24 protein-coding genes are annotated in these 26,997 nt (G+C 71.1%); 15 read left to right on the top strand and 9 right to left on the bottom strand.

The window, feature by feature from the left end:
• Window positions 1-77: 77 nt before the first annotated feature.
• From BT98_RS0114740 to BT98_RS0114750, 3 genes are read left to right on the top strand one after another with little or no spacing between them, the layout of a single operon-like run.
• A complete protein-coding gene (locus tag BT98_RS0114740; protein ID WP_019462563.1) occupies window positions 78-1,088 on the top strand; it encodes a TRAP transporter substrate-binding protein in 1,011 nt (336 codons plus the stop codon).
• A complete protein-coding gene (locus tag BT98_RS0114745; RefSeq protein WP_019462562.1) occupies window positions 1,085-2,977 on the top strand; it encodes a TRAP transporter large permease in 1,893 nt (630 codons plus the stop codon). Before BT98_RS0114740 ends, BT98_RS0114745 begins: the two co-directional genes overlap by 4 nt.
• Window positions 2,978-2,979: 2 nt before the next feature.
• On the top strand, window positions 2,980-3,726 hold the full coding sequence (locus BT98_RS0114750; RefSeq protein ID WP_202801227.1) for an SDR family NAD(P)-dependent oxidoreductase: 747 nt from the start codon (window positions 2,980-2,982) through the stop codon (window positions 3,724-3,726).
• Between the two features lie 50 nt (window positions 3,727-3,776).
• Here the strand turns inward: BT98_RS0114750 and BT98_RS0114755 are convergent, their stop codons facing one another.
• Window positions 3,777-4,670 carry a LysR family transcriptional regulator gene (locus tag BT98_RS0114755; protein ID WP_019462560.1) on the bottom strand — a complete coding sequence of 298 codons (894 nt, stop codon included), beginning with the start codon at window positions 4,668-4,670 and terminating at the stop codon, window positions 3,777-3,779.
• Between the two features lie 190 nt (window positions 4,671-4,860).
• Here BT98_RS0114755 and BT98_RS0114760 point away from each other — a divergent pair, with 190 nt between their 5' ends.
• On the top strand, window positions 4,861-6,123 hold the full coding sequence (locus BT98_RS0114760) for an allantoate amidohydrolase (RefSeq protein ID WP_026033456.1): 1,263 nt from the start codon (window positions 4,861-4,863) through the stop codon (window positions 6,121-6,123).
• Complete coding sequence (locus BT98_RS0114765; protein ID WP_019462558.1) at window positions 6,120-7,355, top strand: ArgE/DapE family deacylase; 1,236 nt, start codon at window positions 6,120-6,122, stop codon at window positions 7,353-7,355. The genes BT98_RS0114760 and BT98_RS0114765 overlap by 4 nt, the downstream gene beginning before the upstream one ends.
• Before the next feature lie 58 nt (window positions 7,356-7,413).
• On the opposite strand, the gene ung is transcribed toward BT98_RS0114765, so the two are convergent.
• Both ung and BT98_RS0114775 read right to left on the bottom strand, forming a co-directional pair.
• Complete coding sequence (gene ung, locus BT98_RS0114770; RefSeq protein ID WP_019462557.1) at window positions 7,414-8,181, bottom strand: uracil-DNA glycosylase; 768 nt, start codon at window positions 8,179-8,181, stop codon at window positions 7,414-7,416.
• A gap of 89 nt (window positions 8,182-8,270) precedes the next feature.
• Entirely contained in the window at window positions 8,271-9,521 is a 1,251-nt protein-coding gene (locus tag BT98_RS0114775) for an MFS transporter (RefSeq protein WP_019462556.1), read from the bottom strand.
• Between the two features lie 387 nt (window positions 9,522-9,908).
• Here BT98_RS0114775 and BT98_RS24540 point away from each other — a divergent pair, with 387 nt between their 5' ends.
• Window positions 9,909-10,862, top strand: coding sequence for a L,D-transpeptidase (locus BT98_RS24540; RefSeq protein ID WP_139341661.1), 954 nt, complete (start codon window positions 9,909-9,911; stop codon window positions 10,860-10,862).
• A gap of 241 nt (window positions 10,863-11,103) precedes the next feature.
• On the opposite strand, the gene BT98_RS0114785 is transcribed toward BT98_RS24540, so the two are convergent.
• The 3 genes from BT98_RS0114785 to BT98_RS0114795 are packed head-to-tail and all read right to left on the bottom strand — an operon-like array spanning window position 11,104 to window position 14,956.
• Window positions 11,104-12,600, bottom strand: coding sequence for an AMP-binding protein (locus tag BT98_RS0114785; protein WP_019462554.1), 1,497 nt, complete (start codon window positions 12,598-12,600; stop codon window positions 11,104-11,106).
• 35 nt (window positions 12,601-12,635) lie between these two features.
• Window positions 12,636-13,469 carry a p-hydroxycinnamoyl CoA hydratase/lyase gene (locus tag BT98_RS0114790; RefSeq protein ID WP_019462553.1) on the bottom strand — a complete coding sequence of 278 codons (834 nt, stop codon included), beginning with the start codon at window positions 13,467-13,469 and terminating at the stop codon, window positions 12,636-12,638.
• 26 nt (window positions 13,470-13,495) lie between these two features.
• Window positions 13,496-14,956, bottom strand: coding sequence for an aldehyde dehydrogenase (locus tag BT98_RS0114795; protein WP_019462552.1), 1,461 nt, complete (start codon window positions 14,954-14,956; stop codon window positions 13,496-13,498).
• A gap of 91 nt (window positions 14,957-15,047) precedes the next feature.
• On the opposite strand from BT98_RS0114795, the gene BT98_RS0114800 reads away from it, so the two are divergent.
• The 4 genes from BT98_RS0114800 to BT98_RS0114815 all read left to right on the top strand — a co-directional run bounded on the left by BT98_RS0114800 (window position 15,048) and on the right by BT98_RS0114815 (window position 19,117).
• Complete coding sequence (locus BT98_RS0114800; RefSeq protein ID WP_019462551.1) at window positions 15,048-15,533, top strand: MarR family winged helix-turn-helix transcriptional regulator; 486 nt, start codon at window positions 15,048-15,050, stop codon at window positions 15,531-15,533.
• Between the two features lie 70 nt (window positions 15,534-15,603).
• Window positions 15,604-16,830, top strand: coding sequence for a 3-(3-hydroxy-phenyl)propionate transporter MhpT (gene mhpT, locus BT98_RS0114805; RefSeq protein WP_027297261.1), 1,227 nt, complete (start codon window positions 15,604-15,606; stop codon window positions 16,828-16,830).
• Between the two features lie 15 nt (window positions 16,831-16,845).
• On the top strand, window positions 16,846-17,445 hold the full coding sequence (locus tag BT98_RS24545) for a DUF3237 domain-containing protein (RefSeq protein WP_202801226.1): 600 nt from the start codon (window positions 16,846-16,848) through the stop codon (window positions 17,443-17,445).
• Window positions 17,446-17,461: 16 nt separating this feature from the next.
• Window positions 17,462-19,117 (top strand): tannase/feruloyl esterase family alpha/beta hydrolase, encoded by a 1,656-nt coding sequence (locus BT98_RS0114815; RefSeq protein WP_019462548.1) that lies wholly within the window; start codon window positions 17,462-17,464, stop codon window positions 19,115-19,117.
• Window positions 19,118-19,186: 69 nt separating this feature from the next.
• Here BT98_RS0114815 and BT98_RS0114820 read toward each other — a convergent pair whose 3' ends face one another.
• Entirely contained in the window at window positions 19,187-20,404 is a 1,218-nt protein-coding gene (locus BT98_RS0114820; protein ID WP_237719401.1) for a citrate/2-methylcitrate synthase, read from the bottom strand.
• A gap of 45 nt (window positions 20,405-20,449) precedes the next feature.
• Here BT98_RS0114820 and BT98_RS24550 point away from each other — a divergent pair, with 45 nt between their 5' ends.
• The 5 genes from BT98_RS24550 to BT98_RS0114845 all read left to right on the top strand — a co-directional run bounded on the left by BT98_RS24550 (window position 20,450) and on the right by BT98_RS0114845 (window position 24,792).
• The gene (locus tag BT98_RS24550) at window positions 20,450-21,517 is read left to right on the top strand and encodes a DUF2332 domain-containing protein (protein WP_019462546.1); all 1,068 of its coding nucleotides are present in this window, start codon (window positions 20,450-20,452) and stop codon (window positions 21,515-21,517) included.
• 122 nt (window positions 21,518-21,639) lie between these two features.
• Entirely contained in the window at window positions 21,640-22,014 is a 375-nt protein-coding gene (locus BT98_RS0114830) for a DUF2946 family protein (RefSeq protein ID WP_019462545.1), read from the top strand.
• 166 nt (window positions 22,015-22,180) lie between these two features.
• Window positions 22,181-22,651 carry a copper chaperone PCu(A)C gene (locus tag BT98_RS0114835; RefSeq protein WP_019462544.1) on the top strand — a complete coding sequence of 157 codons (471 nt, stop codon included), beginning with the start codon at window positions 22,181-22,183 and terminating at the stop codon, window positions 22,649-22,651.
• 34 nt (window positions 22,652-22,685) lie between these two features.
• Window positions 22,686-23,186 carry a YcnI family copper-binding membrane protein gene (locus BT98_RS0114840; RefSeq protein ID WP_019462543.1) on the top strand — a complete coding sequence of 167 codons (501 nt, stop codon included), beginning with the start codon at window positions 22,686-22,688 and terminating at the stop codon, window positions 23,184-23,186.
• A 10-nt stretch (window positions 23,187-23,196) separates the two neighbouring features.
• Window positions 23,197-24,792, top strand: a complete 1,596-nt coding sequence (locus BT98_RS0114845; protein ID WP_019462542.1) for a copper resistance CopC/CopD family protein — start codon at window positions 23,197-23,199, stop codon at window positions 24,790-24,792.
• A gap of 27 nt (window positions 24,793-24,819) precedes the next feature.
• Here BT98_RS0114845 and BT98_RS0114850 read toward each other — a convergent pair whose 3' ends face one another.
• Together BT98_RS0114850 and BT98_RS0114855 are read right to left on the bottom strand one after the other, a co-directional pair.
• Entirely contained in the window at window positions 24,820-25,491 is a 672-nt protein-coding gene (locus BT98_RS0114850) for a potassium channel family protein (protein ID WP_026033451.1), read from the bottom strand.
• Complete coding sequence (locus BT98_RS0114855) at window positions 25,484-26,902, bottom strand: TrkH family potassium uptake protein (RefSeq protein ID WP_019462540.1); 1,419 nt, start codon at window positions 26,900-26,902, stop codon at window positions 25,484-25,486. Before BT98_RS0114855 ends, BT98_RS0114850 begins: the two co-directional genes overlap by 8 nt.
• Window positions 26,903-26,997: the final 95 nt, after the last annotated feature.

The following is a 26,997-nucleotide window of genomic DNA, read 5'->3' on the forward strand; positions in this document are numbered from 1 at the left end:
GCATGGACACGAAGTTGCCGGACCATGGGGCAGTAAGACCCCCGTCATGACCACGCTGTTATGGGGAAACCTTTCCAATGACATCCATCCCGCGCCGCTCCCTGCTCGCCGGCGCCTCCGCCCTGCCGCTCGTGGCCCTGTGGACACGCCCCTCACGGGCGGCGGAGTTCAGCTACAAGCTCGCGACGAACCTGCCGGCGACGCATCCGCTGAACACGCGCAACGCCGAGGCGGCGGAGAGGATCAAGGCTGCCACCGGCGGGCGGCTGGAGATCCAGCTCTTCCCCAACAGCCAGCTCGGCAACGACACGGACATGCTGAGCCAGGTGCGTTCCGGCGCGCTGGAATTCTTCACGCTATCCGGGCTGATCCTGTCCACGCTGGTGCCGCTCGCCGCCATCAACGGCGTCGGCTTCGCCTTCAAGGACAGCCAGCAGGTCTTCGCCGCCATGGATGGCGACCTGGGCAAGCTCATCCGGGCCGAGATCGCGAAGCGCAACATCATGGCCTTCGAGCATATCTTCGACAACGGCTACCGGCAGATCACCACCAGCACCCGGCCGATCCGCACGCCCGAGGACCTGCGCGGCATGAAGATCCGCGTGCCGGTCAGCCCGCTCTGGACCTCGATGTTCCGCGCCTTCGATTCCGCACCGGCCTCGATCAACTTCAACGAGGTCTATTCGGCCTTGCAGACGAAGATCGTGGAAGGGCAGGAGAACCCGCTCGCCATCGTAGAGGCCGCGAAGCTCTACGAGGTGCAGAAATACTGCTCCCTCACCAACCACATGTGGGACGGCTTCTGGCTCCTCGCCAACCAGCGCGCCTTCTCCCGCCTGCCGAAGGACGTGCAGGAGATCGCGTCGCGCGAATTCGCGCGCGCCGCGAAGGAGCAGCGCGAGGATGTGGCGAAGTTGAATGCCGAGCTGCGCGAGAAGCTCTCCACCGCCGGGCTGCAGTTCAACGACACCGATCCGGCGGCCTTCCGCGACGCGCTGCGCAAGGCCGGCTTCTATGCCGAGTGGAAGGGCAAGTTCGGCGACGCCGCCTGGAAGACCCTGGAGGATGCGGTGGGGGGGCTGGCATGAGTTCCATCGCGGATGCACCCCCGGTCGGCGCTGCTGCACCGCCACTGACCGGGATGGCGGCCGGCCTGTTGCCGCGCGCGGACCGCCTGCTGTGCCATCTGGTGGCCGTGCCCGCTGCGCTGATCGTGCTGGCGGAGATCGGCATCCTCCTGGCCGGGGTGGTGGCCCGCTTCGTCTTCCACCAGCCCATCATCTGGTCGGACGAACTGGCCTCCATCCTGTTCCTCTGGCTGGCCATGCTGGGGGCGGTGATCGCGTTGCAGCGCGGGCAGCACATGCGGCTGACGGCACTGATCTCGAAGCGCTCGCCCTCCACCCAGGCGGCGATGCAGACGCTGGCGATCGGTGCCGGCGCGCTCTTCCTGCTGCTGCTCCTGCCGCATGCCATGGAGTATGCGGAGGAGGAGTGGTTCATCGAGACCCCCGCTTTGGGATGGTCGAACATGGTGCGTGCCGCCGCCCTGCCGGTGGGCGTGGCGCTGATGCTCGTCACCTCGCTGCTGCGCCTGGCGCAGCACCGGCTGCGGGACCTGCTGCTGGTCTGCGCCGTCCTGGCCGTGCTGGCGGCGGCGCTCTGGCTCGCCGCGCCGGTCCTGAAGGCCATGGGCCACGGCAATCTCGTGGTGTTCTTCGTCGTCCTGCTGATGGCCGGCGTGCTGTCCGGCGTGCCGATCGCCTTCTCCTTCGGTCTGGCGACGCTGGCCTATCTCGCCACCACCACCAGCGTGCCGCTGCTGGTGCTGGTCGGGCGGATGGATGAGGGGATGAGCACCCTGATCCTGCTCGCCGTGCCGCTCTTCGTCTTCCTCGGCGCGCTGATCGAGATGACGGGCATGGCGGCGGCCATGGTGAACTTCCTCGCCTCGCTGCTCGGCCATGTCCGGGGTGGGCTGAACTACGTGCTGCTCGCCGCGATGTATCTCGTCTCCGGGATCTCGGGCGCCAAGGCGGCGGACATGGCGGCGGTGGCACCCGTGCTGTTCCCCGAAATGAAGCGGCGCGGCTGCGACGAGGGCGAGATGATCTCCCTGCTCTCGGCCTCCGGGGCGATGAGCGAGACCATCCCGCCCTCGATCGTGCTGATCACCATCGGCTCCGTGACCGGCGTTTCCATCGCGGCGCTGTTCACCGGCGGCCTGCTGCCGGCCTTCGTGCTGGCGCTGGTCCTCGGGCTGATCGCGTGGAAGCGTTCGCGCCACGAGGATATGAGCGGCGTGCGCAAGGCCAGCGCCCGCATGGTCGGCCGTGCGCTGCTGGTGGCCCTGCCGGCCCTGGCGCTGCCCTTCCTGATCCGTGCCGCGGTGGTGGAAGGCGTCGCCACGGCGACCGAAGTCTCCACCATCGGCATCGCTTATGGCGTGCTTGCCGGGCTGCTGCTCTATCGCCGCTTCGACTGGCGGCGCCTCTACCCGATGCTGGTGGATACGGCGGCGCTGTCGGGCTCGATCCTGCTGATCATCGGCACGGCGAGCTGCATGGCCTGGGCGCTGACCCAGTCCGGCTTCTCGCGCGATCTGGCGCATATGATGGGATCGCTGCCCGGTGGCGCCATCGGCTTCATGGCGGTGTCGATCCTGGCCTTCATGATCCTGGGCAGCGTGCTGGAGGGCATTCCCGCCATCGTGCTGTTCGGCCCGCTGCTGTTCCCCATCGCGCGGAGCATGGGCATCCACGACGTGCACTACTCGATGGTGGTGATCCTGGCGATGGGCCTCGGCCTTTTCGCGCCGCCCTTCGGCGTTGGCTACTACGCCGCCTGCGCCATCGGCAAGGTCAGCCCGGATGCGGGCATGCGGAAGATCTGGCCCTACATGGGCGCGCTGCTGCTGGGCACCATCCTCGTCGCCGCCGTGCCCTGGATCTCGATCGGCTTCCTGGGAGGAAAATGAGCATGCGGAACCGTCTCGAAGGCAAGGTCGCCATCGTCACCGGCGGGCTCTCCGGCATCGGCGATGCCATCGCGCGTCGCCTCCTGGAGGAAGGCGCCCGGGTCATCGCCGCGGACCTGTCGGCCAATACGGAACGCCTCTCCGGCCAGGACATCGACCCCGTCCGGACGGATGTCTCCGATCCGGAGCAGGTGCGGGACCTGGTGGCCCAGGTCATGGACCGGCATGGACGCCTGGACTGCCTGGTCAACTCGGCCGGGACCGGCACGGAGCGGGACTTCCTCGACACGCCCGTCGAGCTCTTCGACCGCATCGTCGCGGTCAATCTGCGCGGCACCTTCGTGGTCGGGCAGGCCTGCGCCCGCGCGATGCGCGAGGGGGGCGGCGGGTCCATCGTGAACATCGCCAGCGTCTCGGGCATGACCGGCAACTTCCACCGCTCCGCCTATGGCGCCTCCAAGGGCGGCGTGGTCACGCTGAGCAAGGTGATGGCGGTCGATCTCGCCGCCAGCGGCATCCGCGTCAATGTCCTGGCGCCCGGGCCGGTGGACACGCCGCTGGTGCGGCGGATGCACTCCCCGGAAAGCCGGGCCGGCTGGGCGCAGCGCACGCCGCTGGGCCGCTATGCGCAGCCGGAGGAGATGGCGGGGGCTGCGGCCTTCCTCTGCTCGGAGGATGCCAGCTACATCACGGGGCATGTCCTCGCGGTGGATGGCGGCTTCCTGGGCGCGGGCCTGACCGCCGCCTGAGCACGGGCCAAGGGAAGGGCCCGGTGGGCCTTCCCCCCCCCCGGGCACGGCTATCGGCCCTGCTTCTGCCGGGCCAGGAAATCCCGCGCGAAATCCAGGAAGCGCCCCGTCACGGCGCTGTGGTCGGGCAGGCGGATCATCTGGACATCCGCCACCAGGGGCGCATCGGCCAGCGGGCGATAGAGGACGCCCTGGCGCGACAGCAGGGCCACGCTTTCCGGCACCAGCGCGATGCCGAAGCCCGCGGCCACGAGGCTGGGCAGGGAATGCGCCTCCACCACCTGCTGCGAGATGCGCGGCGTGAAGCCCGCCGCGATGCAGGCATCCCGAAGATAGGCGGCGAAGCGCGAATCCCGCAGCCGCAGGAAGACCAGCCTTTCCTCCCGCAGCTCCGCGAGGCGCAGGCCATCGCGCGCCGCCAGCGGATGATCGTCGCGCAATGCCACGCAGACCCCCTCCGCCCAGGCGCGCTCCGCGACCAACGCATCATCCTCGCGTGGCCAGCGCTGGAAGCTGAGATCGACGCGGCGGGCATGCAGGGCTTCCTGCTGCTCCTGGGGCGGCATCTCGTGCAGGCGCACCTCCACTTCGGGAAAGCGGGCCTCGAATCCCGCCACCAGCGGTGCCAGGGGTCCGAGCAGGACCGAACCCGTCAGCGCGATGTCGAGGCGACCCCGCCGGCCCTGGCCGATGGCGCGGGCCTGCCCGGCCGCTTCCTCTGCCTGGGCGAGGATGGCGCGGGCCTGGAGCAGGAAGGCTTCCCCGGCATCGGTCAGTTCGACCTTGCGGCTGTTCCGGCGCAGCAACCGGGTCTGCAACTCCTGCTCCAGGTCCTGGATCTGCTGGCTGAGCGGGGGCTGCGACAGGCCCAGCCGGGCGGCGGCGGCGGTGAAGCTCAGGGCTTCGGCCACCGCCACGAAGTAGCGCAGGTGTCGCAATTCCATACGGTGGCATCCCAGCCAGCGAGGGCCGTTTCATCGATAGGCAGGACGACTGGATCAAGTCCGATAATATATTGGCCCTATCGTGCCTTTTCGTCCAACCTGCCGCGCCATGAAGGATCGGGCGAGCTTCGCCCGCAGCGACGCGGCCAGGGGGGCCGGGACCGGCATGAGTCAGGACATCGCGCTCAGGATGGCGACCGCGCCGGGCGATAGCCCTGCGCCGGGTTCCAGGCTCATGCGGCGCCTGGACGCGCTGTGCCGCTTCTCGGCCGATGAGGGCAGCCTCACCCGCCTCTACCTCACGCCGGAGCATCGCGCCGCCGCCGAACAGGTGACGGCCTGGATGCGAGAAGCCGGGATGACGGTCTCGCTCGATGCGGCCGCCACCGTGATCGGCCGCTACGAGGGCCAGGAGCCCGGCCTGCCCGCCCTGTTGCTCGGTTCGCACATCGACACGGTGCGCCATGCCGGCCGCTATGACGGCATGCTCGGGGTGCTGGTGGCCATCGAGGCCGTGGCGGCCCTGCACGCCGCCGGACTGCGCCTGCCCTTCGCCGTGGAGGTCCTGGCCTTTGGCGACGAGGAAGGCGTGCGCTTTCCCGTGACGCTGACCGGTTCGCGCGCCGTCGCGGGCGGCTTCGACCCCTCGGCGCTGGAAAGCCGCGATGCGGAAGGGGTGAGCCTGCGCGAGGCGCTGCACCGCTTCGGCGTCGATCCCGCCGCCATCCCCACCCTGGCGCGCCGCCCGGACCAGGTCCTGGCCTATCTGGAGGTCCATATCGAGCAGGGGCCGGTGCTGGAGGCCGAGGGCCTGCCCACCGGCATCGTCACCGCGATCAACGGCGCCACGCGCTTCGTGGCCGAGATCGGCGGCACCGCCGGCCATGCCGGCACCGTGCCGATGCATCTGCGCCGCGACGCGGTGGCGGCCATGGCGGAGATGGTGCTGGCGGTGGAGCGGCTGGCGCTGGAGGAGCCGGATCTCGTCGCGACAGTCGGGCAGGTCTCGGCCAGCCCCGGCGCCGTGAACGTCATCGCCGCCGGCGCCCGCTTCACCATCGACATCCGCAGCCCCCGCGACGCCCTGCGGCATGCGGCATGCGGGCGGTTGCGCGACGAACTGTCCACGATCGCGGCGCGCCGTGGCGTGAGCCTGTCGCTGCGGCCGACCTATGACGAAGCCGCCGCCCCCTGCGACCCGGCACTGATCGAGGCGCTGGAAGGCGCCAGCCTCCGCTGCGGCCTCCGCCCCTTCCGCCTGCCGAGCGGCGCGGGCCATGACGGGCTGGCCATGGCCCGCCTGTGCCCCATCGGCATGATCTTCGTTCGCTGCGAGGGCGGCATCAGCCATCATCCGGCCGAGGCCATCACGGAAGCCGATGCCCTGGCCGCGCTGCGCCTGCTCCTCGAAACCTTGCAGCACCTTCAACCCCGGACTTTCCAGAGAACATGATGTCCCACCAGGATTCGATCCGCGCCTTCCTCGATGGGGAACAGGGCGCCCAGGCGGATTTCCTCGCTGAACTGGTCAGGATGCCCTCCGACAACCCGCCGGGCGACTGCCGACCGCATGCCGAGCGCACCGCGGAACTGCTGCGCGCCCTCGGCTACGAGGTGGAGCTGCACGCCGTGCCGGAGGCGCTGGTGCGGGCCCATGGCATGATCAGCGTCACCAACCTCGTGGTGCGCCGCCGCCTCGGTTCGGGGGAGGGGCCGGTGATCGCCCTCAACGCCCATGGCGACGTCGTGCCGCCCGGCGAAGGCTGGACTCGCGACCCCTATGGCGCCGAGGTGGTGGACGGCTGGATGTATGGCCGCGGCGTCGCCGTGTCGAAATCCGACTTCGCCACCTATGTCTGGGCGCTCCGGGCGCTGGAGGCCTCGGGCGCACCGCTGTCCGGCACGGTGGAACTGCACCTGACCTATGACGAGGAGTCGGGCGGCGAGGTCGGGCCGGGCTTCCTGCTGAGCGAAGGCATCTCGAAGCCCGACCTCGTGCTGAGCGCCGGCTTCTCCTACAACGTGGTCACCGCCCATAACGGCTGCCTGCACCTGGAGGTGGAGGTGAACGGCCGTTCCGCCCATGCCGCCATGCCCTTCACCGGCGTGGATGCGCTGGAGGCCGCCACGGCGATCCTGTCCACCCTTTACGACTGGCGGAAGGGGCTCGCGGCGAAGACCTCCGCCATCACGGGCATCGGCTCGCCGCAGCTCACGGTCGGGCTGATCAAGGGCGGCATTAACACCAATGTCGTGCCCGACCGGGTCACCCTCCGGCTCGACCGCCGCATGATCCCCGAGGAGAACCCGGCCGAGGCGGAGGCGGAACTGCGCCAGGTCATCGCCGATGCCGCGGCGGCCTTCCCGAAGGCCAGGGTCGAGGTGCGCCGCATCCTGCTGGCCGAGCCGCTGAAGCCGCTGCCCGGCGGCGAGCGGCTGGTCGAGGCCCTGTGCCGCCATGCCAGCCAGGTCATGGGCGAGCCGATCACCGCCAAGGGTGTCCCGCTCTACACCGATGCGCGCCTCTATTCAGCCCATGGCATCCCGTCCGCGCTCTATGGCGCCGGGCCGAGGACCATCGAGGACGCCAATGCCCACCGTGCCGACGAGCGGCTGCCGCTCAGCGACCTGCGCAAGGCAACCGAGGTGGTGGCGCTGACCCTGGCGGAACTGCTGGCCGCCTGACGGTGCGGGCGCGGGGCGCCGCCGCACGCCCCGCCGGTCCTGAGCGCGCCCCCCGGCTTCAGGCCGCGCCGTGACTCGCGGGCCCTGGTGCCTGGGCATCACACGGCTCCAGGCGCCAGTCCACGGGCTCCAGCCCCTTCGACGCCAGGAAGTCGTTGACCCTGGAAAAGGGTCGGGAGCCGAAGAAGCCGCGATAGGCGGAAAGCGGCGAGGGGTGTTCCGACTGGTGGAGCAGGTGCCGGGTGCCATCCAGCAAGGGCGCCCGCCGCCGTGCATCGTTGCCCCAGAGGATGAAGGCCGTGGGAATGGGCCGTGCGTTCACGGCGGCCAGGACATGGTCCGTGAAGCGGTGCCAGCCGGAACGGGCATGGCTGCCGGGACGCCCTTCCTCCACAGTCAGGGCGGTGTTGAGCAGCAGCACGCCGGCATCGGCCCAGGCGGTCAGGCAGCCATGCGGCGGGGGCCGTAGGCCGAGATCGCCCTCCAGCTCCTTGTGGATGTTCCGCAGGGACGGGGGCACCCGCACGCCCGGCGGCACGGAGAAGGAGAGGCCCATGGCCTGTCCCGGCCTGTGATAGGGGTCCTGGCCGAGGATGACGGCCTTCACCGCGTCCAGGGGAGTCCGCTTCAGCGCCGCGAAGATGCGCTCTGGCTCCGGAAAGACGGTTTTGCCCGCAGCCGCCTCGGCCTGGAGGAAACCCGCGAGCGCCCGCATGTAGGGCGTGTCGAACTCGGCCCCTATGGTGGCCCGCCAGGATTCCGGCAGCGCCGCGCGGGCCTCCGCCCAGGGGGAATCTTCCCCCGTATCCATCCGGCCTGCGGCCATGCCGTGACCTCTCCCGATTGCGCCTTGGCCCATATCGGCCAAAGTGGCCGGCGAGGCCATCCGCCGCGTCGCATGACCGCCTTCCCGGCTCAGCGCGCCGCCTCCTGCGATACGCTGATGAGTTCCGTGCCCACCGGTGTCGGCGGCTGTACGCGGAATTCCTCCTTCCGCGCCGGGGCGGCCTGCCGCCTCATCCGCCAGACGCCGCAGAAGGCGATCAGCAGCTGTGCCAGCACCGTCATCCACAACAGGCTGCGCGGCCCGAAGGCCGACATCGCCGCCCCGATCGCCAGCGGCCCTATGGCCGCGCCGGCCCCCTGGACGAGCAGCATCCCGCCCGAGGCAGCCACGAATTCCTCCGGCCGGACGGAATCGTTCACATGGGCCAGCACCACGCTGTAGGTCGGCACCACCAGCCCGCCGAAAACGAAGACCAGACCGAAATACACCCAGGCCGAGGCACCGGAGGGCGTGAACAGCGCCATGGTGCCCAGCACGGCGACGGCGACGAGCGCGATGACCACCACCAGCAACCGGCGGTCGATCCGGTCCGACAGCAGGCCAAGCGGCCAGGTCATGGCCGCTGCGCCCAGCGCGCCCGCGGCCATGAAGATCGCGATGCCCTGCTGTCCCATCCCGATGGACTGCGCCAACAGGGGGCCGAGCGAGAAGAAGGAGCCGGCGCTGATACCGCAAAGGAAGGCCGCGACCAGCCCGAAGGGTGCCTGGGCATGAAGCCGGAACAGATCGATCCGCACCGGCTGGGCCGGCAGCGGCGGCGCCTTGGCCTGGGACAGCGTGACGGGCAGGACCGCGACGGTCAGGACGACCGACACCACGGCGAAGAGTGCGTAGCCGCCCGGATCGGCGACCGGCAGCAAGAGCTGGCCGACGACGCCCGCGACCAGCCCGGTCATGCCGTAGATGGAGAGGATCTGGCCGCGCACCTCATTGACGGCGGCGCCGTTCAGCCAGCTTTCCACCACCATGAACAGCCCGGCGAAACAGAAGCCGGTCAGCATGCGGGCGATGACCCAGGCCGTGGGATCGATCCAGAGCAGATGGATCAGCGGCACCATCGAGGCCGTCGAGGCGAGCGCGGCAAAGCTGCGGATCTTTCCGACGCGCAGGATCAGCCGGCTGGCGACGAGCGAGCCGATCATGAGGCCGGCGGAGAAGGCGCCACCGACCAGGCCGATCACTGTGGGCGGGAAGCCTTCCATGCCGCCGCGCACGGCCAGAAGCGTGCCTTGCAGCGTGTTCCCCATTTGCAGCAGGCCAAAGCCCGCGAGCAGGGCAACGACCACCGACAGGGTTGAGGCGAAGGGGACTTTCTGCATGGCGGCATGCTTAACACGAGGCGGCCGGATGACGGCCACCGGCCGCTCCGGTTCCCGGTTTATTTGACATAAGAAATATTATCGAAACTCCGTGTGCAGCCGCCAGGCTCGTCCCGCGCTTCGGCTGGCGACGCCCCCCTCTACCCCGCCCAGCACCGGGTTGTGGCTCCTGCATCACAGCGTGTTCAACTTCCACGCGTCGTGCAATGCGGCACGGGAATCCGCGACTCCGATGCTAGGGTGGAAGCCATTGCAACAGGCCCACCCGGCACCCGGGCGGCCAAGCGAGTGTCGATGGCCACCTCGTCGCGTCACTTCTCCTCTCTCCAACCCGGTTTGGCTTCTCCAACTGCCTCCCTGGGCCTCCCCAGGCCGGGATGGGCGCTGGTGCTCGTTCTGGCGGGCTGCACGCCATCCGTGGCGCAGCCGTCAGGAGGCTTCGCCGCGGCCGCGCCACCGGGCTTTCCGACGGTGGCCCCGCCCGCCGCCTCCCCGCAGTTGCCGCCCGGGACAGGTCCGGCCGTCTTTCCGCTCCCGCTGCCCGACGTGCCGGCACCCTCCGTTCCACCGGAGCCGCCACCCCTTTCCGCCGCGGCTACGGAAGCCGAGATCACCCGGCTCAGGGCGGATTTCGCCCGCGAGGTGCCATCACGGCTGACCACGCCAGCACCGGGCGAAGCCCTGATGCCGCAACGCGCCGCCGCAGTGGTGGCGGCCCGCGGAAAGCTCGTCATCGACCGCCCGCAACTGGCCGTGGTCGTGGACCGGAACCCACGCGTGCAGGTCCTGTGGCTGGTGGTGGCCCGGCCCGATGCCGCCTGGGCCGTGATCGGCCGTTCCCGGATCTCTACCGGGGAGACGAACCACTTCGACCACTACATCACGCCGGTCGGCGTCTTCCTCAACACGGACGCGATCCTGGGCTTCCGCGCGCAGGGCACCTTCAATGAGAACCACATCCGCGGCTATGGCGTGAAGGGTATGCGGGTCTGGGATTTCGGCTGGCAGTCGGCCGAGAAAGGTTGGCGCGCCGATCGGGAGCGGGGCGATATCCGGCTGGAGATGCACGCCACCGATCCGGACCGGCTGGAGCGGAGGCTGGGGCGGCCGGACAGCCAGGGCTGCGTGCGCATCCCGGCGGCGCTGAACCGCTTCTTCGACCGGCGCGGCGTGATCGACCGCGACTATGAGCGGGCGGCGGTGGAGGACATCCGCTTCCGGGCGCTTCTACTGCCCGATCGCAACCCGTCGCCCCTGGCCGGGCGTGCGATGATCGTGATCGACTCCGCACTACCTCTCACCACTTCCCCGGCGAGCGGAAAAGTGGCCGGTCTTCCGTAATGCCAGTACGTAAGCGGCCTGACATGTCTCAGCATTGTCAGGCCGTTTGCGTGCTGGCTGAACAGATGGCCCTGCCACTTCATAGCAGGCTTCGTCCAGCAGCAACCGGATGCTGCCGCTGCAGAAGCGCCCCAGAACCTACTTCTCCATCTGAGGAATTACTGATAAAAGGCTGATACTAAAATAAAAACTTCTCGTATTCCAGGAGCGGCGTTGGTCACATCGGCTTCTGCAGGAAGGTTCAGCCGCCCTCCTGGCGCAGCACATGCTTCTGCAGCTTCCCCGACGCCGTACGCGGCAAGCTCTCCACCACGATGAACTCCTTGGGGATCTTGTAGCGGGCGAGGCGTGACTCACAGTGTGCGATCAGGCTCCGCACCGGGATCTCCCGCCCGGACCGGGGCACGATGAAGGCGCGGCCCACCTCCCCCCAGGTGGCATCCGCCACGCCGATCACCGCGACATCCTGCACGTCCGGATGCTCGCCGAGCGCATTCTCGACCTCGGCCGGATAGACGTTCTCGCCGCCGGAGATGAACATGTCCTTGCGGCGGTCCACCAGGGTGACATAGCCGTCCTCGTCGCGGCGGCCGATATCGCCCGTGCGGAACCAGCCGTCCTCGGTGAAGGCGCGGCGCGTCTCCTCCGGCCGGTTCCAGTAGCCGGGCGTGATGCTCGGGCCGGACAGGAGCAGCTCGCCCGCCTCCCCGGCCGGCACGTCCCGCCCCGCCTCGTCCACAAGGCGGCACCCGATCATCGGGGCGGGCAGGCCGGCCGCGCCGGCCTTCGCGGCGATCAGCTTGGGCTCGATCGGCATGCCCAGCACCGTGCCGGCCTCGGTCATGCCGAAGCCATCGACCATGGGCACACCCTGTTCGAGCCACCAGCGGATATCCGCCGCCGGGTTCGGGGCGCCACCGGTGAAGAGCGCGGTGAGCGAGCGCCAGCGGCCCGGGTCGAAATTCGCCTGCTCGCGCAGGCGCTTCGCCATCTGCGGGACGCAGAAATAGTGCGTGGCCCCCAGGTCCGGGTCGCCCAGACGGTCATTGGTGGCAATGGGGTCGAAGCCGGGCGAGACCAGCATCGACCCGCCCGCCAGCAGCGGCGCGCGGAAGCTGGTGATCAGCCCGATGATGTGGAACATCGGGGAATCGCAGAGAAAGACGCTGCGGTGGCTGACACGCCCCAGCACGCCGAAATTCACCGCCGTGGCCAGGGCATTGGCCTCGGTGATGATGACGCCCTTCGGACGGCCGGAGGTGCCGGAGGTGTAGAGGATGATCGACGGCGCCCCGGCATCCGGCAGGGGCGCCATTGGCGCCGGCGGGCTGTCCTCCGCCCGCGCCACCAGTTCCGCCAGCGGGATGGGGCGGCCATCCGGCAGGGGGATGGCACCCTCGTCGCTGTCATGCACCAGCAGCGACGGCTGGCAGTCGTCGAGGATCGCCTCCACCTCCACCCGCGACAGGCGCCAGTTCAGCGGCACGAAGATCAATCCGCGGCGCATGCAGGCCTGTTGCAGGATCACCAGATCGGCGCTGTTGCGCGCCAGCACCGCCACGCGCTGCCCGGCCTGGAGGCCGAGCTGCGCGGCAAGCACCGTGGCCATGCGCTGGATCGCCACGTGCAGCGCCGCATAGGTCCAGTGCCGGCCCGTGGCGAGGTCGGTGCAGGCGGGGCGCTCCGGCTGCAGGCGCGCGTGCAGCGCCACCGGATCCGGCGAGGTCCGGAGAGGCATGGATCTTTCTCCCTGATTCCTGGACGGCCTGTTGCTCAGGCTTCGCCGCGGTTCTTGTCGTAGGCGCCGAGGCCGGGCTTGTAGCTCTTCTCGTCGATGAACTGCCGGATGCCTTCCTTGCGGCCGGTGTTGTCGTGGGAGTTGGCCGCCTCCTGGGCGCGGACGAGATAGTCCTCCGCGTTCTCGTAGGTCATCTCGGACACACGGCGGACCGCGTCCTTGGTCGCCTTCAGCGCCACCGGGTTCTTCTGCAGCAGCGTCCGCGCCACTTCCGTGACACGCTCGCGAAGCTGCGCCAGCGGCACGCTCTCGTTCACCAGCTTCCATTCGGCGGCCTTGCGCCCGTCGATCAGCTCGCCGGTCAGGGCATGGTACATGGCATCGCGGAAGGACAGCAGGTCCACCACCACCTTGGTGGCGCCGCCGCCCGGCAGGATACCCCAGTTGATCTCCGAAAGCGCGAACTTCGCCTCATCCGCGGCGAAGGCGAGGTCGCAGGCGAAGAGCGGGCCATAGCCGCCGCCGAAGCACCAGCCGTTGACCATGGCGATGGTCGGCTTCTGGTACCAGCGCAGCCGGCGCCACCAGCCATAGGACTCACGCTGCGAGCGCCGGACGGCGCCGAGCCCCTGCGCCTCGGTCTCGCGGAAATACTCCTTCAGGTCCATGCCCGCCGACCAGGCCGTGCCCTCGCCCGTCAGGACCAGAACGCCGACATCGGCGCGGAACTCCAGCTCGTCGAGCACCTCCATCATACGGCGGTTCAGCGCCGGGCTCATGCAGTTGCGCTTCTCCGGACGGTTGAAGCGCACCCAGGCAATGCCGCCTTCGACATCGAAGGCGACCGTGCTGTCGTGACCCTGTTCCATGGCAATCTTCCTCCTTCTCGTGGATGTCAGATCGGGAAATGGCCGGGCTGGGTCTCGACGGTGATCCAGCGCAGCTCCGTGAACTCGGCGATGCCCGCCTTGCCGCCGAAGCGGCCATAGCCGGACGCCCCCGTGCCACCGAACGGCATCTGCGCCTCGTCATGCACGGTGGCGCCGTTGACATGGCAGATGCCGCTGCGGATGCGGCGCGCTACGCGAAGGCCACGCGCCGCATCGCGCGTGAAGACCGCCGCGGAAAGGCCGTACTCGCTGTCATTGGCGAGGCGGATCGCATCCTCCTCGTCCTTCGCGCGCAGGATGGCGACGACCGGTCCGAAGCTCTCCTCGGCATAGAGCTTCATGCCGCTGGTCACGCCGTCCACCACGGTGGCAGGCATCAGCACGCCCTCGGCCTCGCCACCGGTGAGCCGGCGCGCGCCCTGCGCGACCGCATCCTGCACCAGGGCCTGCACATGCTCGACCGTCCGCCGGTCCACCACCGCGCCCAGCGGCGCCCGCCCCTCGCGCGGATCGCCGGCCACCAGCGTCGCCGCCTTGGCGCGGAAACGCTCCAGGAAGGCCTCGGCCACGGTTTCCACGACGATGATCCGCTCGGTGGACATGCAGATCTGGCCCTGGTTGAAGAAGGCGCCGAAGGCCGCGGCCTTCACCGCCTCGTCCAGGTCGGCATCCTCCAGCACCAGCAGCGGCGCCTTGCCGCCCAGTTCGAGCAGCACGGGCTTCAGGTTGCGCGCGGCGCGCTCCGCGATGATCCGCCCGACCTTGGTGGAGCCGGTGAAGTTGATGCGCCGCACGGCGGGATGGTCGATCAGCGCGCCGACCACCTCCCCCGCATCCTCCGGCGCGTTGGTGACGAGGTTGACGGTGCCCGCGGGCAGCCCCGCCTCCTCCAGTGCCCGGATGATCAGCGCATGGGTGCGTGGGCAGGTCTCGGAGGCCTTCAGCACCACCGTGTTGCCACAGGCCAGCGGCGTGGCGACGGCGCGCGTGGCCAGAATGACCGGCGCATTCCAGGGCGCGATGCCCAGCACCACGCCCGCCGGCTCGCGGATGGCCATGGACAGGCAGCCGGGCTTGTCGGAAGGGATCACCTCGCCCGCCACCTGCGTCGTCAGCGCCGCCGCCTCGCGCAGCATCCCGGCGGCGAGCATGACATTGAAGCGCGCCCAGCTTTCCGTCGCGCCGGTCTCCTCCATCATCGCCGCGACGAATTCCCCGGCCTTCGCGGCCACGGCGTCCGCGGCCTTCAGCAGCAGCAGGCGGCGGGCGCCCGGCCCGGTCTCGGCCCAGCCGGGCAGGGCCCGCGCGGCGGCCTCGGCGGCTTCCCGGGCATCCGCCGCCTTCGCGGCGACGGCGCGTGTCGCGACCTCGCCCGTCACCGGGTTGCGCCGCTCGAACCATTGCCCTTCCGCAGCCGGCCGTTCCTCGCCCGCGATCCGCAGGAACACGGCGTCATTGCGCTGCATGTCGACCTCCCCATAGCCAGCAAGTTTCAATAGTTATGTCTCATAACATTTTCGCCTTGACAAGCGCCGATCGGGAACCGCCTCATGGGTCATGGGCGGAATCAGGGTTCGCAGGCGTGGCAAGGCTGCGGCGCGGGAAGGCGCACGGGAGGATGAGAAGCTCGGGGAGCTGGTCGGCTACAATCTGCGCCGCGCCTGGTCGTATGCGCTCAGCGACTTCGTCGTGGAATTCGCGGATAACGGGCTGCGCCCGGTTCCCTATGGCATGCTCGCCACCATCGCGGAGCGGCCGGGCATCACCGCGACGGAGCTCTGCCGTCTCCTCGGCATGAAGCGCGCCAACACGGCGCCGCTGATCAACGAGATGGAGGAACAGGGGCTGGTCGAGCGCGTGGCGTACAAGGAAGACCGGCGCATCCAGCACCTCTTCCTGAGCGCCTCCGCGAAAGCCGCCATGCCCCGGATCCAGGCGCGGATCAGGCAGCACGAGGACCGTTTCCTGCACCGCCTGACGGAAGCGGAACGGGTCACGCTGCTCGACCTGCTGCAACGCATCTGGAAGGACGAGGAAGGCTAAGGCGGTCCCGCTCCGGGACCGCGCAGGACGGGCAGCCGCGCGGCGGCCTGCCCGGATAAGGGAAGGAAACATGAACAAGACGCTATCCGGGTGCTCGGACCGACGGGTTCTCTGGCTGTGCTTTCTCGCCGCGATGATCGAGGGATTCGACATCCAGGCGGCGGGTGTGGCGGCGCCGAAGCTGGCGCCGGCCCTGGGGCTGACACCGGCCCAGATGGGCATGTTCTTCTCGGCCGCCACCTTCGGGCTGATCTTCGGCGCCATCGCCGGCGGCCGCATCGCCGACCGCTTCGGGCGCCGCATGGGGCTGGTGCTCGCCCTACTGGCCTTCGGCGTCTTCTCCATCGCCACCGCCTTCGTGAGCGGCTTCACGGAGCTCGCGGTGCTGCGCTTCCTGACCGGCGTGGGACTCGGCGGCGCCCTGCCCAACCTCGTCGCCATTGCCGCCGAGGCCGCGCCACCGGAGCGGCGAGGCTCCGCTGTGGCGATCATGTATGCGGGAATCCCGCTGGGCGGCGCCGTCGCCAGCCTAGTGCCCCTCTTCGGCCTGCATGGTGGCTGGCAGGAGGTCTTCCTGATCGGCGGCATCCTGCCGCTCGCCATCATTCCCGTCCTGCTCCTCCAGTTGCCCGACCTGCGCGTTCCCGCGGTCATGGAGGCCGATACGGCGCGCACGGCCGGCGCGGTGCGGAAGATCGTCGGCCCGGGCATGCTGGTGTCCACGCTTTCGCTGTGGATCGGTTTCTTCTTCTCGCTGCTGGTGCTCTACCTGCTGCTGAACTGGCTGCCGGCGCTGCTGGTCTCGCGCGGCTTCAGCCCGGCGGAAGCCGGGATCGTGCAGATCGTCTTCAACGTGGCCGGTGCCGGCGGCAGCCTGCTGACCGGCCGTGCGCTGGACAGTCCGCACCGCCGCATGACCGTGGCCACGACCTTTGGCGCGCTGGTCCTCGCGTTGGCGGTGCTGGCGATGCTGCCGGCGAACCTGCCGCTGACGGTGCTGGCCGCCGCCTTCACGGGGGCCGCCGTGATCGCTGTGCAGGCGATCCTCTATGGCTTGGCGCCGCAATGCTATGCCGCGGCGGTGCGGGGCACCGGCGTCGGGCTGGCCGTGGCCGCAGGGCGGCTGGGCTCGGTCGCCGGGCCGCTGCTTGCGGGCGGCCTCGTGGCCTCCGGCCGTTCGCCGGGCGAGGTGCTTATGGGTATCGTACCGATCGCCATCCTGGGCGGCCTGTCCGCCTATGTCCTGGTGGGGCGGCGACCCTCCGCTTCCCCGTTGCAGCCGGCCCGGGCGGCCTGAGTCATGGAGCAGGACATGCAAGACCCCATCCCGGGCCACGAGAATCCCGCCCACGAGACGAAGCGCGCCACAGTCCTCCGTCGGAACCTGTTGCTCACCGCGCTGGCGGGGGGCGGCATGGCTGCCGCTCTGCCCGGCGCGGAGGCCAGAGCGGAGGACTACGTCTCCCTGGCGCCGCAGATCCCCATGGCGCCGCCGCGCACCGAATTCATCTACGAGGCGATCTGCGACCTCTCGCCTACCCTGGCGCTGGGCAACAGCCCGCTGGGCGAGCGGCGGATGGTCCCCATCACCGGCGGCGAGTTCCGGGGGCCCCGGCTGCGCGGCAAGGTCCTGCCCGGCGGGGCGGACCGGCAGCTCGTTCGGCGGGACGGGGTGCGGCAGCTCAACGCCCTGTACGAGTTGCAGACGGAGGACGGCGCCGTCATCACCGTGAACAACCATGTCACGGTGGACAATCCTCCGGGCGGCCCGCGCTACGCCTTCTCCGTGCTGGACATCACCGCGCCGGAAGGCCCCCATGGCTGGCTGAACAAGGGTGTCTATGTCGGCACGCTGGACAGCCTGCGGCCGGCGCGCACTGCCGTGCTGATCCGCGTCTTCAGGCTGGCCTGACGCCGTGCGGAGCGATATGACGCGCGGCCCGCTCACGGCGGGCCTGGCGATCTTCGGCCTGGCGCTGCTGGCGGCGCCCGCAGCCCTGGCCACCGGGCCCAGAGACTGCGCCGGCCTCGCGGCCCTGGCCGGCCCCGGCCTGCGGATCACCCGGGCGGAGGCCCTGCCGGCCGGGCAGCTTCCCGCCGAGAACCCGGGCCGGGCCGCCCTCACCGGGGCCGCGCGGGCCCAGGCGGCCATGCCGGCCCATTGCCTGGTGGAGGGGCTGATCGCGCCGCGCCAGGGCGTGAGCCAGCGGCGCTATGGCATCGGCTTCCAGCTCCGCATGCCGGAAGGCTGGAACGGCCGCTTCCTCTTCCAAGGCGGCGGCGGCATGGACGGGGTCGTCAGCGATGCCATCGGGGCCATTCCGGTCGCGGGCGCGACGGCGACGCCGGCACTGAACCGGGGCTATGCGGTCGTCTCGACGGATTCCGGCCACCAGGGCATGGACAGCAGCGATGCGTCCTTCGGCGTGGACCAGCAGGCACGGATCGACCACGCCTATGCCGCGATCGGCCGTGTGGCGGAGACGGCGCTGGGCCTGATCGACAACTATGAGGGGCGACCGCCCGAGCGCCGCTACTACATGGGCTGCTCGAATGGCGGCCGGACCGCGCTGATGGCGGCACAGCGCTTTCCGACCCTCTTCGACGGGGTGGTGGCGGGCAATCCGGGCTTCCGGCTGAGCCGTGCCGTCATTGCCCAGGCCTGGGACGTGTGGGCCCTGAACCGCGCCGCGCCGCGCGACGAACAGGGACGCCCGGTCCTCGCCTCGGCGCTGACGCCGGAGGAACTGCAACTCGTCTCCCAGGGCGTGCTGAAGCAATGCGATGCGCTGGACGGGTTGGCGGATGGCAGCATCGATGCGATGTCCGCCTGCCGCTTCGATCCTGCCCCCCTGGCCTGCGGCGCGGGGCAGACGCAGTCCTGCCTCTCCCCGGCGAAGCTGGAGGCCCTGCGAAGCATCTTCGGCGGCGCCCGGGACGGTCAGGGCCATCCGCTCTACAGCACGTGGCCCTGGGACACCGGGATCGCCGCACCGGGCTGGAGGGCCTGGAAGCTCGGCACGTCGCAGACCGGTACCCCGAATGCTCGCAACGCCACCCTGGCCGCCGCTTCGCTGGGCCTGTACTTCATGACCCCACCGAAGCCGGACCTGCGGCTGGAAGAGGTGGATTTCGACCGCATCGCGGCGCAGACGGCACAGACCGGCGCGATCAACGACGCCACCAACACGCTACTGTCGAGCTTCGTGGCACGCGGCGGCAAGCTGCTGGTCTTCCACGGCAACAGCGACCCGGTCTTCTCGGCGGATGACCTGCGCGCCTACTGGCGGGTGCTCGGCCAGGACAATGGCGGCGAGGCGGCCCTGGCCCGCTGGGCGCGCCTGTTCATGGTGCCGGGCATGAACCACTGCGGCGGCGGCCCGGCCCTGGACGACTTCGATCCGCTCGCGGCAATCGAGGCCTGGGTCGAGAAGGACAAGGCGCCGGAGGCCCTGCCGGCCAGGGGCCGGGCCTTTCCGGGACGCAGCCGGCCCCTCTGCGCCTATCCCCTGGAGGCGCATTACAAGGGCCAGGGCGATCCGCAAGAGATCGGCAGCTTCGAGTGCCGCCCGCCCTCGCCCTGAGGCGCCGTCATCGGAAAATGCCCGGCGCCGCAAACCGCGGTGCCGGGCCCAGGGATCGCTCCGGACCCGTCAGCCGCCGGCCCGTGGCCCGGCATAGAGGGCGCGCGGGCGGATCAACCGGCCGTCGGCGCGCTGTTCCAACGCATGTGCGATCCAGCCGACCGTCCTGCCGGTGGCGAAGATGCCGAGCCCGCCTCCCGCTGGCAGGGGAAGAGCTTCCTCCATCAGCGCCAGGGCGACGTCGACGGTCGGCCGGAGCCCGGTCAGGGCCTCGGCCGCCCGGATCATCGCCCGCCAGGACTCGGGGACCGGAAAGCCGTCCAGCAGCGCCATGGCCCGTGGGTCCCCCCGCGGGTAGAGGCGGTGGCCGAAGCCCGGGATCTCCTCCCCCCGGGCGAGCCGTGCGCCGAGGGCCCTGACCGGATCGCGCCGCACCTCCGGGTCCGCCGCCAGGGCGCGGACGCGGTCGGTCATGCCGCCATGCCGGGGCCCGGACAGGGCAGCGAGGCCGGCCAGCACGCAGGCGGCCAGGGAAGCGCCGGTGGAGGCGACAACCCGCGCGGCATAGGCGGAGGCGTTCAGCTCGTGGTCGGCGCAGAGCACCAGGGCCCGGCGCAGCAGGTCCCTGCCCCGGCCGTCGAGTCTCCAGGCGGCCCCCAGCCGGTCATGCGCGGCCACGCCATTCCTGCCCTCACCCTCCTTGCCCTCACCCTCCTTGCCCTCCCCGGCCACCGCCTGCGCCACGAGGCCCAGCAGCCGGGCCGCGCCCGCCGCGATCCGGGGCGGGTGCAGCGCCCAGTCGCTGCGGGCCGCCTCTGCGGCCAGCGCGCGCAGGGCCCGTTCGAGCGGCCGTTCCCCCGCCGGGGGAGGTTCCTCCGGCGGGACGGAGAGGGCGACCGGGAAGCCCCAAAGCAGGGCGGCCACCTCCTCCAGCGAAATCTGCCGCGACAGGGCGACCGCGTCCTGGCCGCGATAGCGGAAGCCGCCGCCATCGATCAGCGTCAGCGAGGAGCGCAGCACCGGCTCCCCCCAGTCGGTGGTGGAGGCGGCGATGTCCCGCCGCGCCCGCCCTCGCCCCCGCCGTTCCAGCAGCAGGGCCACGTCCTGCGCGTCATAAAGGCTGCGCCGGGGATCGCCAGGCGCCGCGACGGCGCGGACCAAGCCACGGCTCACATAGCTGTAGAGGGTCTGCCGCGAGACGCCGAGGCGCGCCGTGGCCTCCTGGGCGGTCAGACAAGGGCTGGCGGGTTCGGTGATGTTGATCATCTCGATCAAGATTGACGGCAACCCCTGCCGCGATCCTCCTTGCCGCGTCAAGCGCAGGAGATGCGGATGCCCGCGACGCCGCCGGAACGGGAAAAGATCCTCGCCAGCTTCGCCCGGCAGATCGGCTGGTGCGACAGTCTTGGCTCGCCCTTCACCGCCGGGCTGTTGCGCCTGCTGGCTGCGGATCTCGCCGCGGGCGGCCCCACCGCCGCGCTGGTGGACCACTGGCCCGGCGACCCGGTGGCCGATGCGCTGCCACTGCGGCTGGCGGGCGCGCTGCACGCCCTGGTGCTGAGCGGCGCGGCGCCGGAACTCGCCGCCACCTATCCGCCGCGGGCGGGAGCGGGGCCTGAACGGCTCGGCCCCGTGCTTCCAGGGGTGCTGGCGGCGCATCACGCCTTCATCGGGGGCTTCCTGGCCTCGCCGCCGCAGACCAACGAGGTCGGGCGATCGGGCGTGCTGCTCGGCGGCTTCCTGCGGATCGCGCGGGACACCGGTCTGCCGCTGGCCCTGCTGGAGATCGGCGCCAGCGCCGGCCTCAACACGGTGTGGGACCGCTTCCACTACCGCCTGGGCGGGGCGTCATGGGGCGATCCCGCCAGCCCCGTGCATCTGGCCCCGGCTTGGGAAGGCGGGCTGCCGCCGCTGGATGCGCCGCTGCGCGTGGCGTCGCGCCGGGCCTGCGACCTTTCGCCGATCGACCTGGAGGATTCGGCCCAGCGCCTCCGCCTGCGCGCCTATGTCTGGGCGGACCAGCGCGAGCGCCTGGCCCGGCTGGAAGGCGCCATCGCCGTGGCGCGGGCAGCCGGGCAGCGCGTGGAACGGGCCGATGCGGCTCCCTGGGTCCGGGCGCACCTGGCTGAAGCGGAGACCGGGTGCGCCACCATCCTGTACCATTCCATCATGTGGCAATACATGCCCAGGGAGACGCGCGAGAGCATCGCCGGGACGCTGCGGGAACGCGGTGCGCGCGCCACCCCGGAGGCGCCGCTCGCCTGGCTCCGCTTCGAGCCGCCCACTCCGGAGGCCCGGCCGGAGCTGCGGCTGACCCTCTGGCCGGGCGGCGCGGAGCACCGGCTCGCCACCGCGCAGGCCCATGGCAGCCAGGTGACCTGGCTGGACGGCGGGGCATAACGGACAGGGGAACCGGCGCGGAACAGGGCACGCTCCGGAATGGTGGCCCGAGTGCTGACGTCCGAACACCGGGCCCCCGGCCGTGACAAGGTTTGCGGCGGCTGATACGCATGCGGCCATCCATGCGCCAGGTCCGCCGCCCTTTCCTGAGCCTTGTGGCCGTGCTGCTTCTCCTGCAATGGTCGGCGGCGCTGCCTTCCTGTCTCCGCCCCTTCACGGGTACGGCTGCGGCGCAGCTCGTGGAGCTGTGCAGCCCTTCCGGCCTCCATCGCACCATCCTGGTGGGACCGGACGGCAAGGAGGCTCCGAAGGCAAGCCTGCATCCGGGCTGCCCGATGTGCCAGCATGCGGGGGTCGCGCTCCCGCCCGCCCCTCCGGTCGCCATGATCCGGCCCGCTGGCTTCGTGGTGATCGCGCATGACGTCGCCCTGCCCGGCCTGCCGCCAATCCCGCCACGCGGCCCGCCGCAGCAGCCCCGCGCCCCTCCCATCGCCTGATCCCTGACAGGACCGCCGCCCGGGCTCCCCGCCCGCGCGGCCATTCGTCCTGCGGCCGCGGCAGGGCCGGGTCCCATTCCCGGCCCGCTCCGGCAGTTCCGCCCCCAAGCCCATCCCCCGCCATCCGGCGGGACCGGAATTTCGCCTTTCGCAAGGAAACCGCGTCATGACGCTGCGCCGTCGCCGGCTGTTGCCGGCCCTGTTCCTGTCCCCCCTCCTGGCCGCCCTTCCCGCCCTGGCGCAGCAGCCGGGCGCCATCAGCATCGAGCAGCCCTGGGCCCGGGCGGCGGTGCAGGGGGGCACGGGCGGCGTGTTCCTGACCATCCGCAACACCGGCAACACGCCGGACCGCCTGCTCTCCGCCAGCAGCCCCCTGCCCCGCGCGGCGGAGCTGCACACCACGGTGCGCGACGGCGACGTCATGCGCATGCAGCCCGTCCAGGCCGTCGAGGTGCCGGCGGGCGGCAGCGTCACCCTGCGCCCCGGCGGCCTGCACCTCATGCTGGTGGGCCTCTCGGCGCCGATGCGGGTGGGCGAGGCCGTCCCCGTCACGCTGACCTTCGAGCATGCCGGCGCCATCACCGTGCCGGTGCCGGTGCAGGCGGCGGGCGCCACCGGTCCGCACGGCCATCACTGATCCACTCCCAGGCCCGACACCACGGAAACCACCCATGCTCAACCGCTTTGCCGCCGTCTTCGGCGCTAGCCTCCTCGCCCTTCCGGCCGCCGCGCATGTGACGCTGGACCAGTCCACCATGCCGGCGGACAGCTACCTCCGCGTGGCCATCCGCGTGCCGCATGGCTGCGACGGAGCGGCCACCACCGGCATCCGGCTGCAGATCCCCGAGGGCTTCCGCAACGTGAAGCCGATGCCCCTGGCTGGCTGGACCCTGACCACCGTGGCCGAGGAAGGCACCGCCGCGCCCGGAGGCCATGGCGAGAGCGCACCGGTCCGGGAGGTCGCCTGGCGGGGCGGCAACCTGCCCGACGCCTTCTACCAGGAGTTCGTCCTGCGGGTGCAGACGCCGAAGGAAGCCGGGCAGACCGTCTATTTCCCGGTGGTGCAGGAATGCGAGGGCGGCAAGGTCACCCGCTGGATCGAGCGCCCCTCGAAGCCCGGCGAAACCCTGCGCGCGCCGGCCTTCGCCGTCCGCATCACGCCCAGGGGCTGAGGCGGAAGGCATGCGCCGCCTGCTCCCGCTGCTCCTGTCGTGCGGCCTGTGGCTGGCGTCCCTTTCCGGTGCCTGGGCCCATGCCGCGCTGCTGGGCAGCGAGCCCGCGGACGGCGCCAGCCTCGCGCAGCCGCCGGACCGGCTGGTGCTGCGCTTCGACGAGGCGGTGACGCCGCTCGACCTCCGGCTGGCGGGGCCGGGCGGCGTGACGGTCCTTTCCCACGGCGCGGGAAAGGACAGCGACGCCATCGGGGCGGCACTGCCCCCAAGGCTGCCCCCCGGCACCTACCTCGCCAGCTTCCGGATCATCTCCGCCGACGGGCACCCGGTCAGCGGCGCCATCGCCTTCGGCATCGGCATGGCACCGGAGCGGACCGCCGTCGCCCCGGCCGAGGGGAGGATCTGGATTGGGGCGGCGGAGCTCCTGCGCTTCGCCTTGTACCTGGGCTTCATGCCCGGCGCGGGCGGCGCCCTGTTCCGCGCCTTCGTCGCACCGCCGCCTCCGGCGATGCTGCGCTGGATGCAGGCCGGTGCCTGCGCCGGCATCCTGGCGGCGGTTCTCGGCATCGGGGTGCAGGGCGGCACCATGCTGGCGGCCCCCGGCCTCGGCGCGCTCCTGCAGGGCGAAACCTGGATCGCCGCCCGGGCCTCCACGGTCTTCGCGCGCGATGCCGCCGTGGCGCTCGGCCTCGCCCTGGTGGCGATCGCCCTCGGCGGCCAGGGCAACCGCCTCAGCCGTGCCCTCGGCCTGGCGGGCGCCGTCCTGGCGGCGGGTGGTCTGAGCCTGTCCGGCCATGCCGCCACGGGCGACCTTCCGGCGCGCTTCCTGCTTACCCTCCATGCGCTGACGGCCGCCTTCTGGCTGGGGGCCTTCCTGCCCCTCTGGGCCCTGCTGCGGCACGACGGGACGGCCGCGCTGCCGGTGGTGCGGCGCTTCGCCGCCATCGCCGTCCCGGCCGTCGCCCTGCTGCTGCTGAGCGGCGTGGCCCAGGCGGCGCTGCATCTGCCCGGCCCCTCCGCCCTGCTGGGGACGACCTACGGGACGCTGCTGCTGGCAAAGGCCGGCGGCGCCCTGCTGCTGCTGGCGCTGGCCGGCCTGAACCATCGGCGCCTCACCCCGTCCCTGGCGCTCGGCGATCCCTCGGCCCCCGCATTCCTGCGCCGCAGCATCATGGCCGAGGCGGGGCTGGCGGCGCTGGTCCTGGCCGCGACCGCCGTGCTGAGCATGACCTCCCCGCACCAGGCGGGGGCGCAGGGCCACCACCATGCCGGGCCGCAGGACGGCGTCACCGTCGCGACCGAGGTGGCGGGGCTTTCCGTCACCCTTCAGGCGAGGCCGGCCCGGGCCGGGCGGAACCGGCTCGATCTCTGGCTGGTGCGCCCGGACGGCAGCGCCTTCGCCGCGAAGGAAGTCTGGCTGGAACTGTCGCAGCCCGAAGCGGGCATCGCCGGCATCCGCCGCCCGATGCGGGAGGCTGCGCCGGGGCGGTTCATGCTGGAAGGGCCGGAGCTGGCCTTGCCGGGACGCTGGACCCTGCGCGCCGAGATCCTCCTCAGCGATTTCGACCAGGCCGATGCGGTGATCAGCCTGCCGGTGGCGCCCTGACCCCATCGGGCGGGAACGCCCCCGCCGTCAGGTCCGCGCGGCGAAGGCCTCCACCAGCTTCGTCGGGCCGGAAACGATCAGCAGGTCCCCGGCCTCCACCCGCGTTTCCGGCCGGGCATAGGTGAAATCGGCCCCCTGCCGCTTCACGCCCACAATGGTGATGCCGTGGCGCGAGCGCAGCGCGGATTCCTCCAGGGTCCGGCCCACCGCCTCGGCCGGGGCACGGGTCTTCACGATGGCGAAGCCGTCGTCGAACTCGATGAAGTCGATCATCTTGCCCGTCACCAGATGCGCCACGCGCTCGCCCATCGCCATCTCGGGATAGACGACATGGTGCGCGCCCGTGCGTTCCAGGATGCGCCCGTGGTTGACGGTCAGCGCCTTGGCCCAGATCTGCGGGATGGCCATCTCGCTCAGCGCCAGCACCGTCAGCACGCTGGCCTCCAGGTTGGTGCCGATGCCCACCACGACATGCTGGAACTCCGGCACGCCCAGGCTGCGCAGCGTGTCCGCATCGGTCGTGTCGGCCTGCACCACATGCGTCAGGTCGTCCGCCCAGCGCTGCACCAGCTCGGGGTCCTCGTCGATCCCCAGCACCTCATGGCCCATGCGGATCAGGGATTGCGCCACGGCCCCGCCGAAGCGGCCGAGCCCGATCACCACGACCCCCGCATCGGCCTTCACGGGATTCCTAGCCAACGATGGTGCGCTCCTCCGGATAGCGGTAGGTGGCTCGGGCGCCACGCAGCGCCAGCGCCGTGGCGATGGTCACCGTGCCCACCCGGCCCAGGAACATCAGCCCGGTCAGAACCACAAGCCCGGGCATGGGCAGATCGGCGGAAACGCCCGCGGACAGTCCCACCGTCGCCAGGGCGGAGACCACCTCGAACAGCACCTTCTCCGCCGGCAGGTCCGTCAGCGACAACAGCAGCAGCGTGGCGGCGCAGACCACCCCGATCGCCAGCAACGCGATGGTCAGCGCCTGCCGCAGCAGGGATTCCGGCATCCGCCGGCCGAAGGCGTTGACATCGGGCGATCCCCGGACCTCCGCCCAGACGGCCAGGCCCAGCAGCACGAAGGTCGTCACCCGGATGCCGCCCGCCGTGCTGGCGCTGCCGCCGCCGATCAGCATCAGCGCACTGCTGAGAAGCAGCGTCTCCGGCCGCATCGCCGCGACATCCACCGTGTTGAAGCCGCCCGAACGCGTCATGACCGCGTGGAACAGGGCGCCATGCACGCGCTCCGCCACGGGCAGCCCCGCCAGGGTGGCCGGATTGCCCCATTCATAGGCCAGCACTCCCGCCCAGCCGAGCAGCAGCAGCGCGCCGCTGCCGATCAGGGTGAGCCGCGTGTGCAGGCTCCAGCGTTGCGGCGCCAGCGGTGCGCGGCGCAGGTCATGGACCACCGGCACCCCGATCCCGCCCGCCAGCACCGCCAGCATCACCGGCCCTGTCACCGCGAGGTCCGCGCCGAAGCGCACCAGGCTGTCGCCATAGGTGGACAGGCCCGCGTTCGTATAGGCGGAAACGGCGTGGAAGATCCCGGTCCAGGCCGCCTCCCCCCAGTCCATGCCATAGGCGAGGCGCAGGCGCAGGCAGAGCGCCGCCGCCACCAGCAGCTCGGTCCCCAGGGTCATGGCCAGCACCAGCCGCAGGATCGCGGCCACGTCGCCGGGCGCGATCACCTGCAACTCCGCCTGCGTCATGAGCCGCGAGGACAGCCGGATGCGCCGCCGGACCAGCAGGCCGAGCAGCGTCGCGCCGGTGAGGATGCCGAGCCCGCCGGCCTGCATCAGCAGCAGGATCACCACCTGCCCCGGGAAGGTCCAGTAGGTCGCCATGTCCACGATGGAGAGGCCGGACAGGCTGGTGGCCGAGGTCGCGGTGAACAGCGCGGTGAGAAGCGGCGCCCCCTGCCCATCTGTCCGCGCCGGGGGCAGCATCAGCAGCCCGGTGCCCAGCAGGATCACCACCAGGAAGGCGAGCGGGATCACCCGCGTCGGATGCCGGAGCATGCTCCCGAAGGCGCGCCGCGGCAGCGGTGCCGCGCGGAGCAGCGCCGGCGGCAGGCCGATATGGGAGGCGCCGCCCGTCCCGCCGCGTGGTCGCAACCGTGAACCTCCCTGGGGCATGGCAAATCTCAGCTTGTTGACCAATCCGCCGCAGGGTCAAGCCGGGCACGGCGCCATATCCCCGGCGCCGTGCC

The organism is Roseomonas mucosa ATCC BAA-692 (assembly GCF_000622225.1).
Taxonomy (GTDB): Bacteria; Pseudomonadota; Alphaproteobacteria; order Acetobacterales; family Acetobacteraceae; genus Roseomonas; species Roseomonas mucosa.

Excerpts from the sequence above, each read along its gene's own strand:
- BT98_RS0114740 (WP_019462563.1), top strand. The coding sequence starts at position 78 with ATGACATCCATCCCGCGCCGCTCCCTGCTCGCCGGCGCCTCCGCCCTG.
- BT98_RS0114745 (WP_019462562.1), top strand. The coding sequence starts at position 1,085 with ATGAGTTCCATCGCGGATGCACCCCCGGTCGGCGCTGCTGCACCGCCA.
- BT98_RS0114750 (WP_202801227.1), top strand. The coding sequence starts at position 2,980 with ATGCGGAACCGTCTCGAAGGCAAGGTCGCCATCGTCACCGGCGGGCTC.
- BT98_RS0114755 (WP_019462560.1), bottom strand. The coding sequence starts at position 4,670 with ATGGAATTGCGACACCTGCGCTACTTCGTGGCGGTGGCCGAAGCCCTG.
- BT98_RS0114760 (WP_026033456.1), top strand. The coding sequence starts at position 4,861 with ATGGCGACCGCGCCGGGCGATAGCCCTGCGCCGGGTTCCAGGCTCATG.
- BT98_RS0114765 (WP_019462558.1), top strand. The coding sequence starts at position 6,120 with ATGATGTCCCACCAGGATTCGATCCGCGCCTTCCTCGATGGGGAACAG.
- ung (WP_019462557.1), bottom strand. The coding sequence starts at position 8,181 with ATGGCCGCAGGCCGGATGGATACGGGGGAAGATTCCCCCTGGGCGGAG.
- BT98_RS0114775 (WP_019462556.1), bottom strand. The coding sequence starts at position 9,521 with ATGCAGAAAGTCCCCTTCGCCTCAACCCTGTCGGTGGTCGTTGCCCTG.
- BT98_RS0114785 (WP_019462554.1), bottom strand. The coding sequence starts at position 12,600 with ATGCCTCTCCGGACCTCGCCGGATCCGGTGGCGCTGCACGCGCGCCTG.
- BT98_RS0114790 (WP_019462553.1), bottom strand. The coding sequence starts at position 13,469 with ATGGAACAGGGTCACGACAGCACGGTCGCCTTCGATGTCGAAGGCGGC.
- BT98_RS0114795 (WP_019462552.1), bottom strand. The coding sequence starts at position 14,956 with ATGCAGCGCAATGACGCCGTGTTCCTGCGGATCGCGGGCGAGGAACGG.
- BT98_RS0114800 (WP_019462551.1), top strand. The coding sequence starts at position 15,048 with ATGGGCGGAATCAGGGTTCGCAGGCGTGGCAAGGCTGCGGCGCGGGAA.
- mhpT (WP_027297261.1), top strand. The coding sequence starts at position 15,604 with ATGAACAAGACGCTATCCGGGTGCTCGGACCGACGGGTTCTCTGGCTG.
- BT98_RS24545 (WP_202801226.1), top strand. The coding sequence starts at position 16,846 with ATGCAAGACCCCATCCCGGGCCACGAGAATCCCGCCCACGAGACGAAG.
- BT98_RS0114815 (WP_019462548.1), top strand. The coding sequence starts at position 17,462 with ATGACGCGCGGCCCGCTCACGGCGGGCCTGGCGATCTTCGGCCTGGCG.
- BT98_RS24550 (WP_019462546.1), top strand. The coding sequence starts at position 20,450 with ATGCCCGCGACGCCGCCGGAACGGGAAAAGATCCTCGCCAGCTTCGCC.
- BT98_RS0114830 (WP_019462545.1), top strand. The coding sequence starts at position 21,640 with ATGCGCCAGGTCCGCCGCCCTTTCCTGAGCCTTGTGGCCGTGCTGCTT.
- BT98_RS0114835 (WP_019462544.1), top strand. The coding sequence starts at position 22,181 with ATGACGCTGCGCCGTCGCCGGCTGTTGCCGGCCCTGTTCCTGTCCCCC.
- BT98_RS0114840 (WP_019462543.1), top strand. The coding sequence starts at position 22,686 with ATGCTCAACCGCTTTGCCGCCGTCTTCGGCGCTAGCCTCCTCGCCCTT.
- BT98_RS0114845 (WP_019462542.1), top strand. The coding sequence starts at position 23,197 with ATGCGCCGCCTGCTCCCGCTGCTCCTGTCGTGCGGCCTGTGGCTGGCG.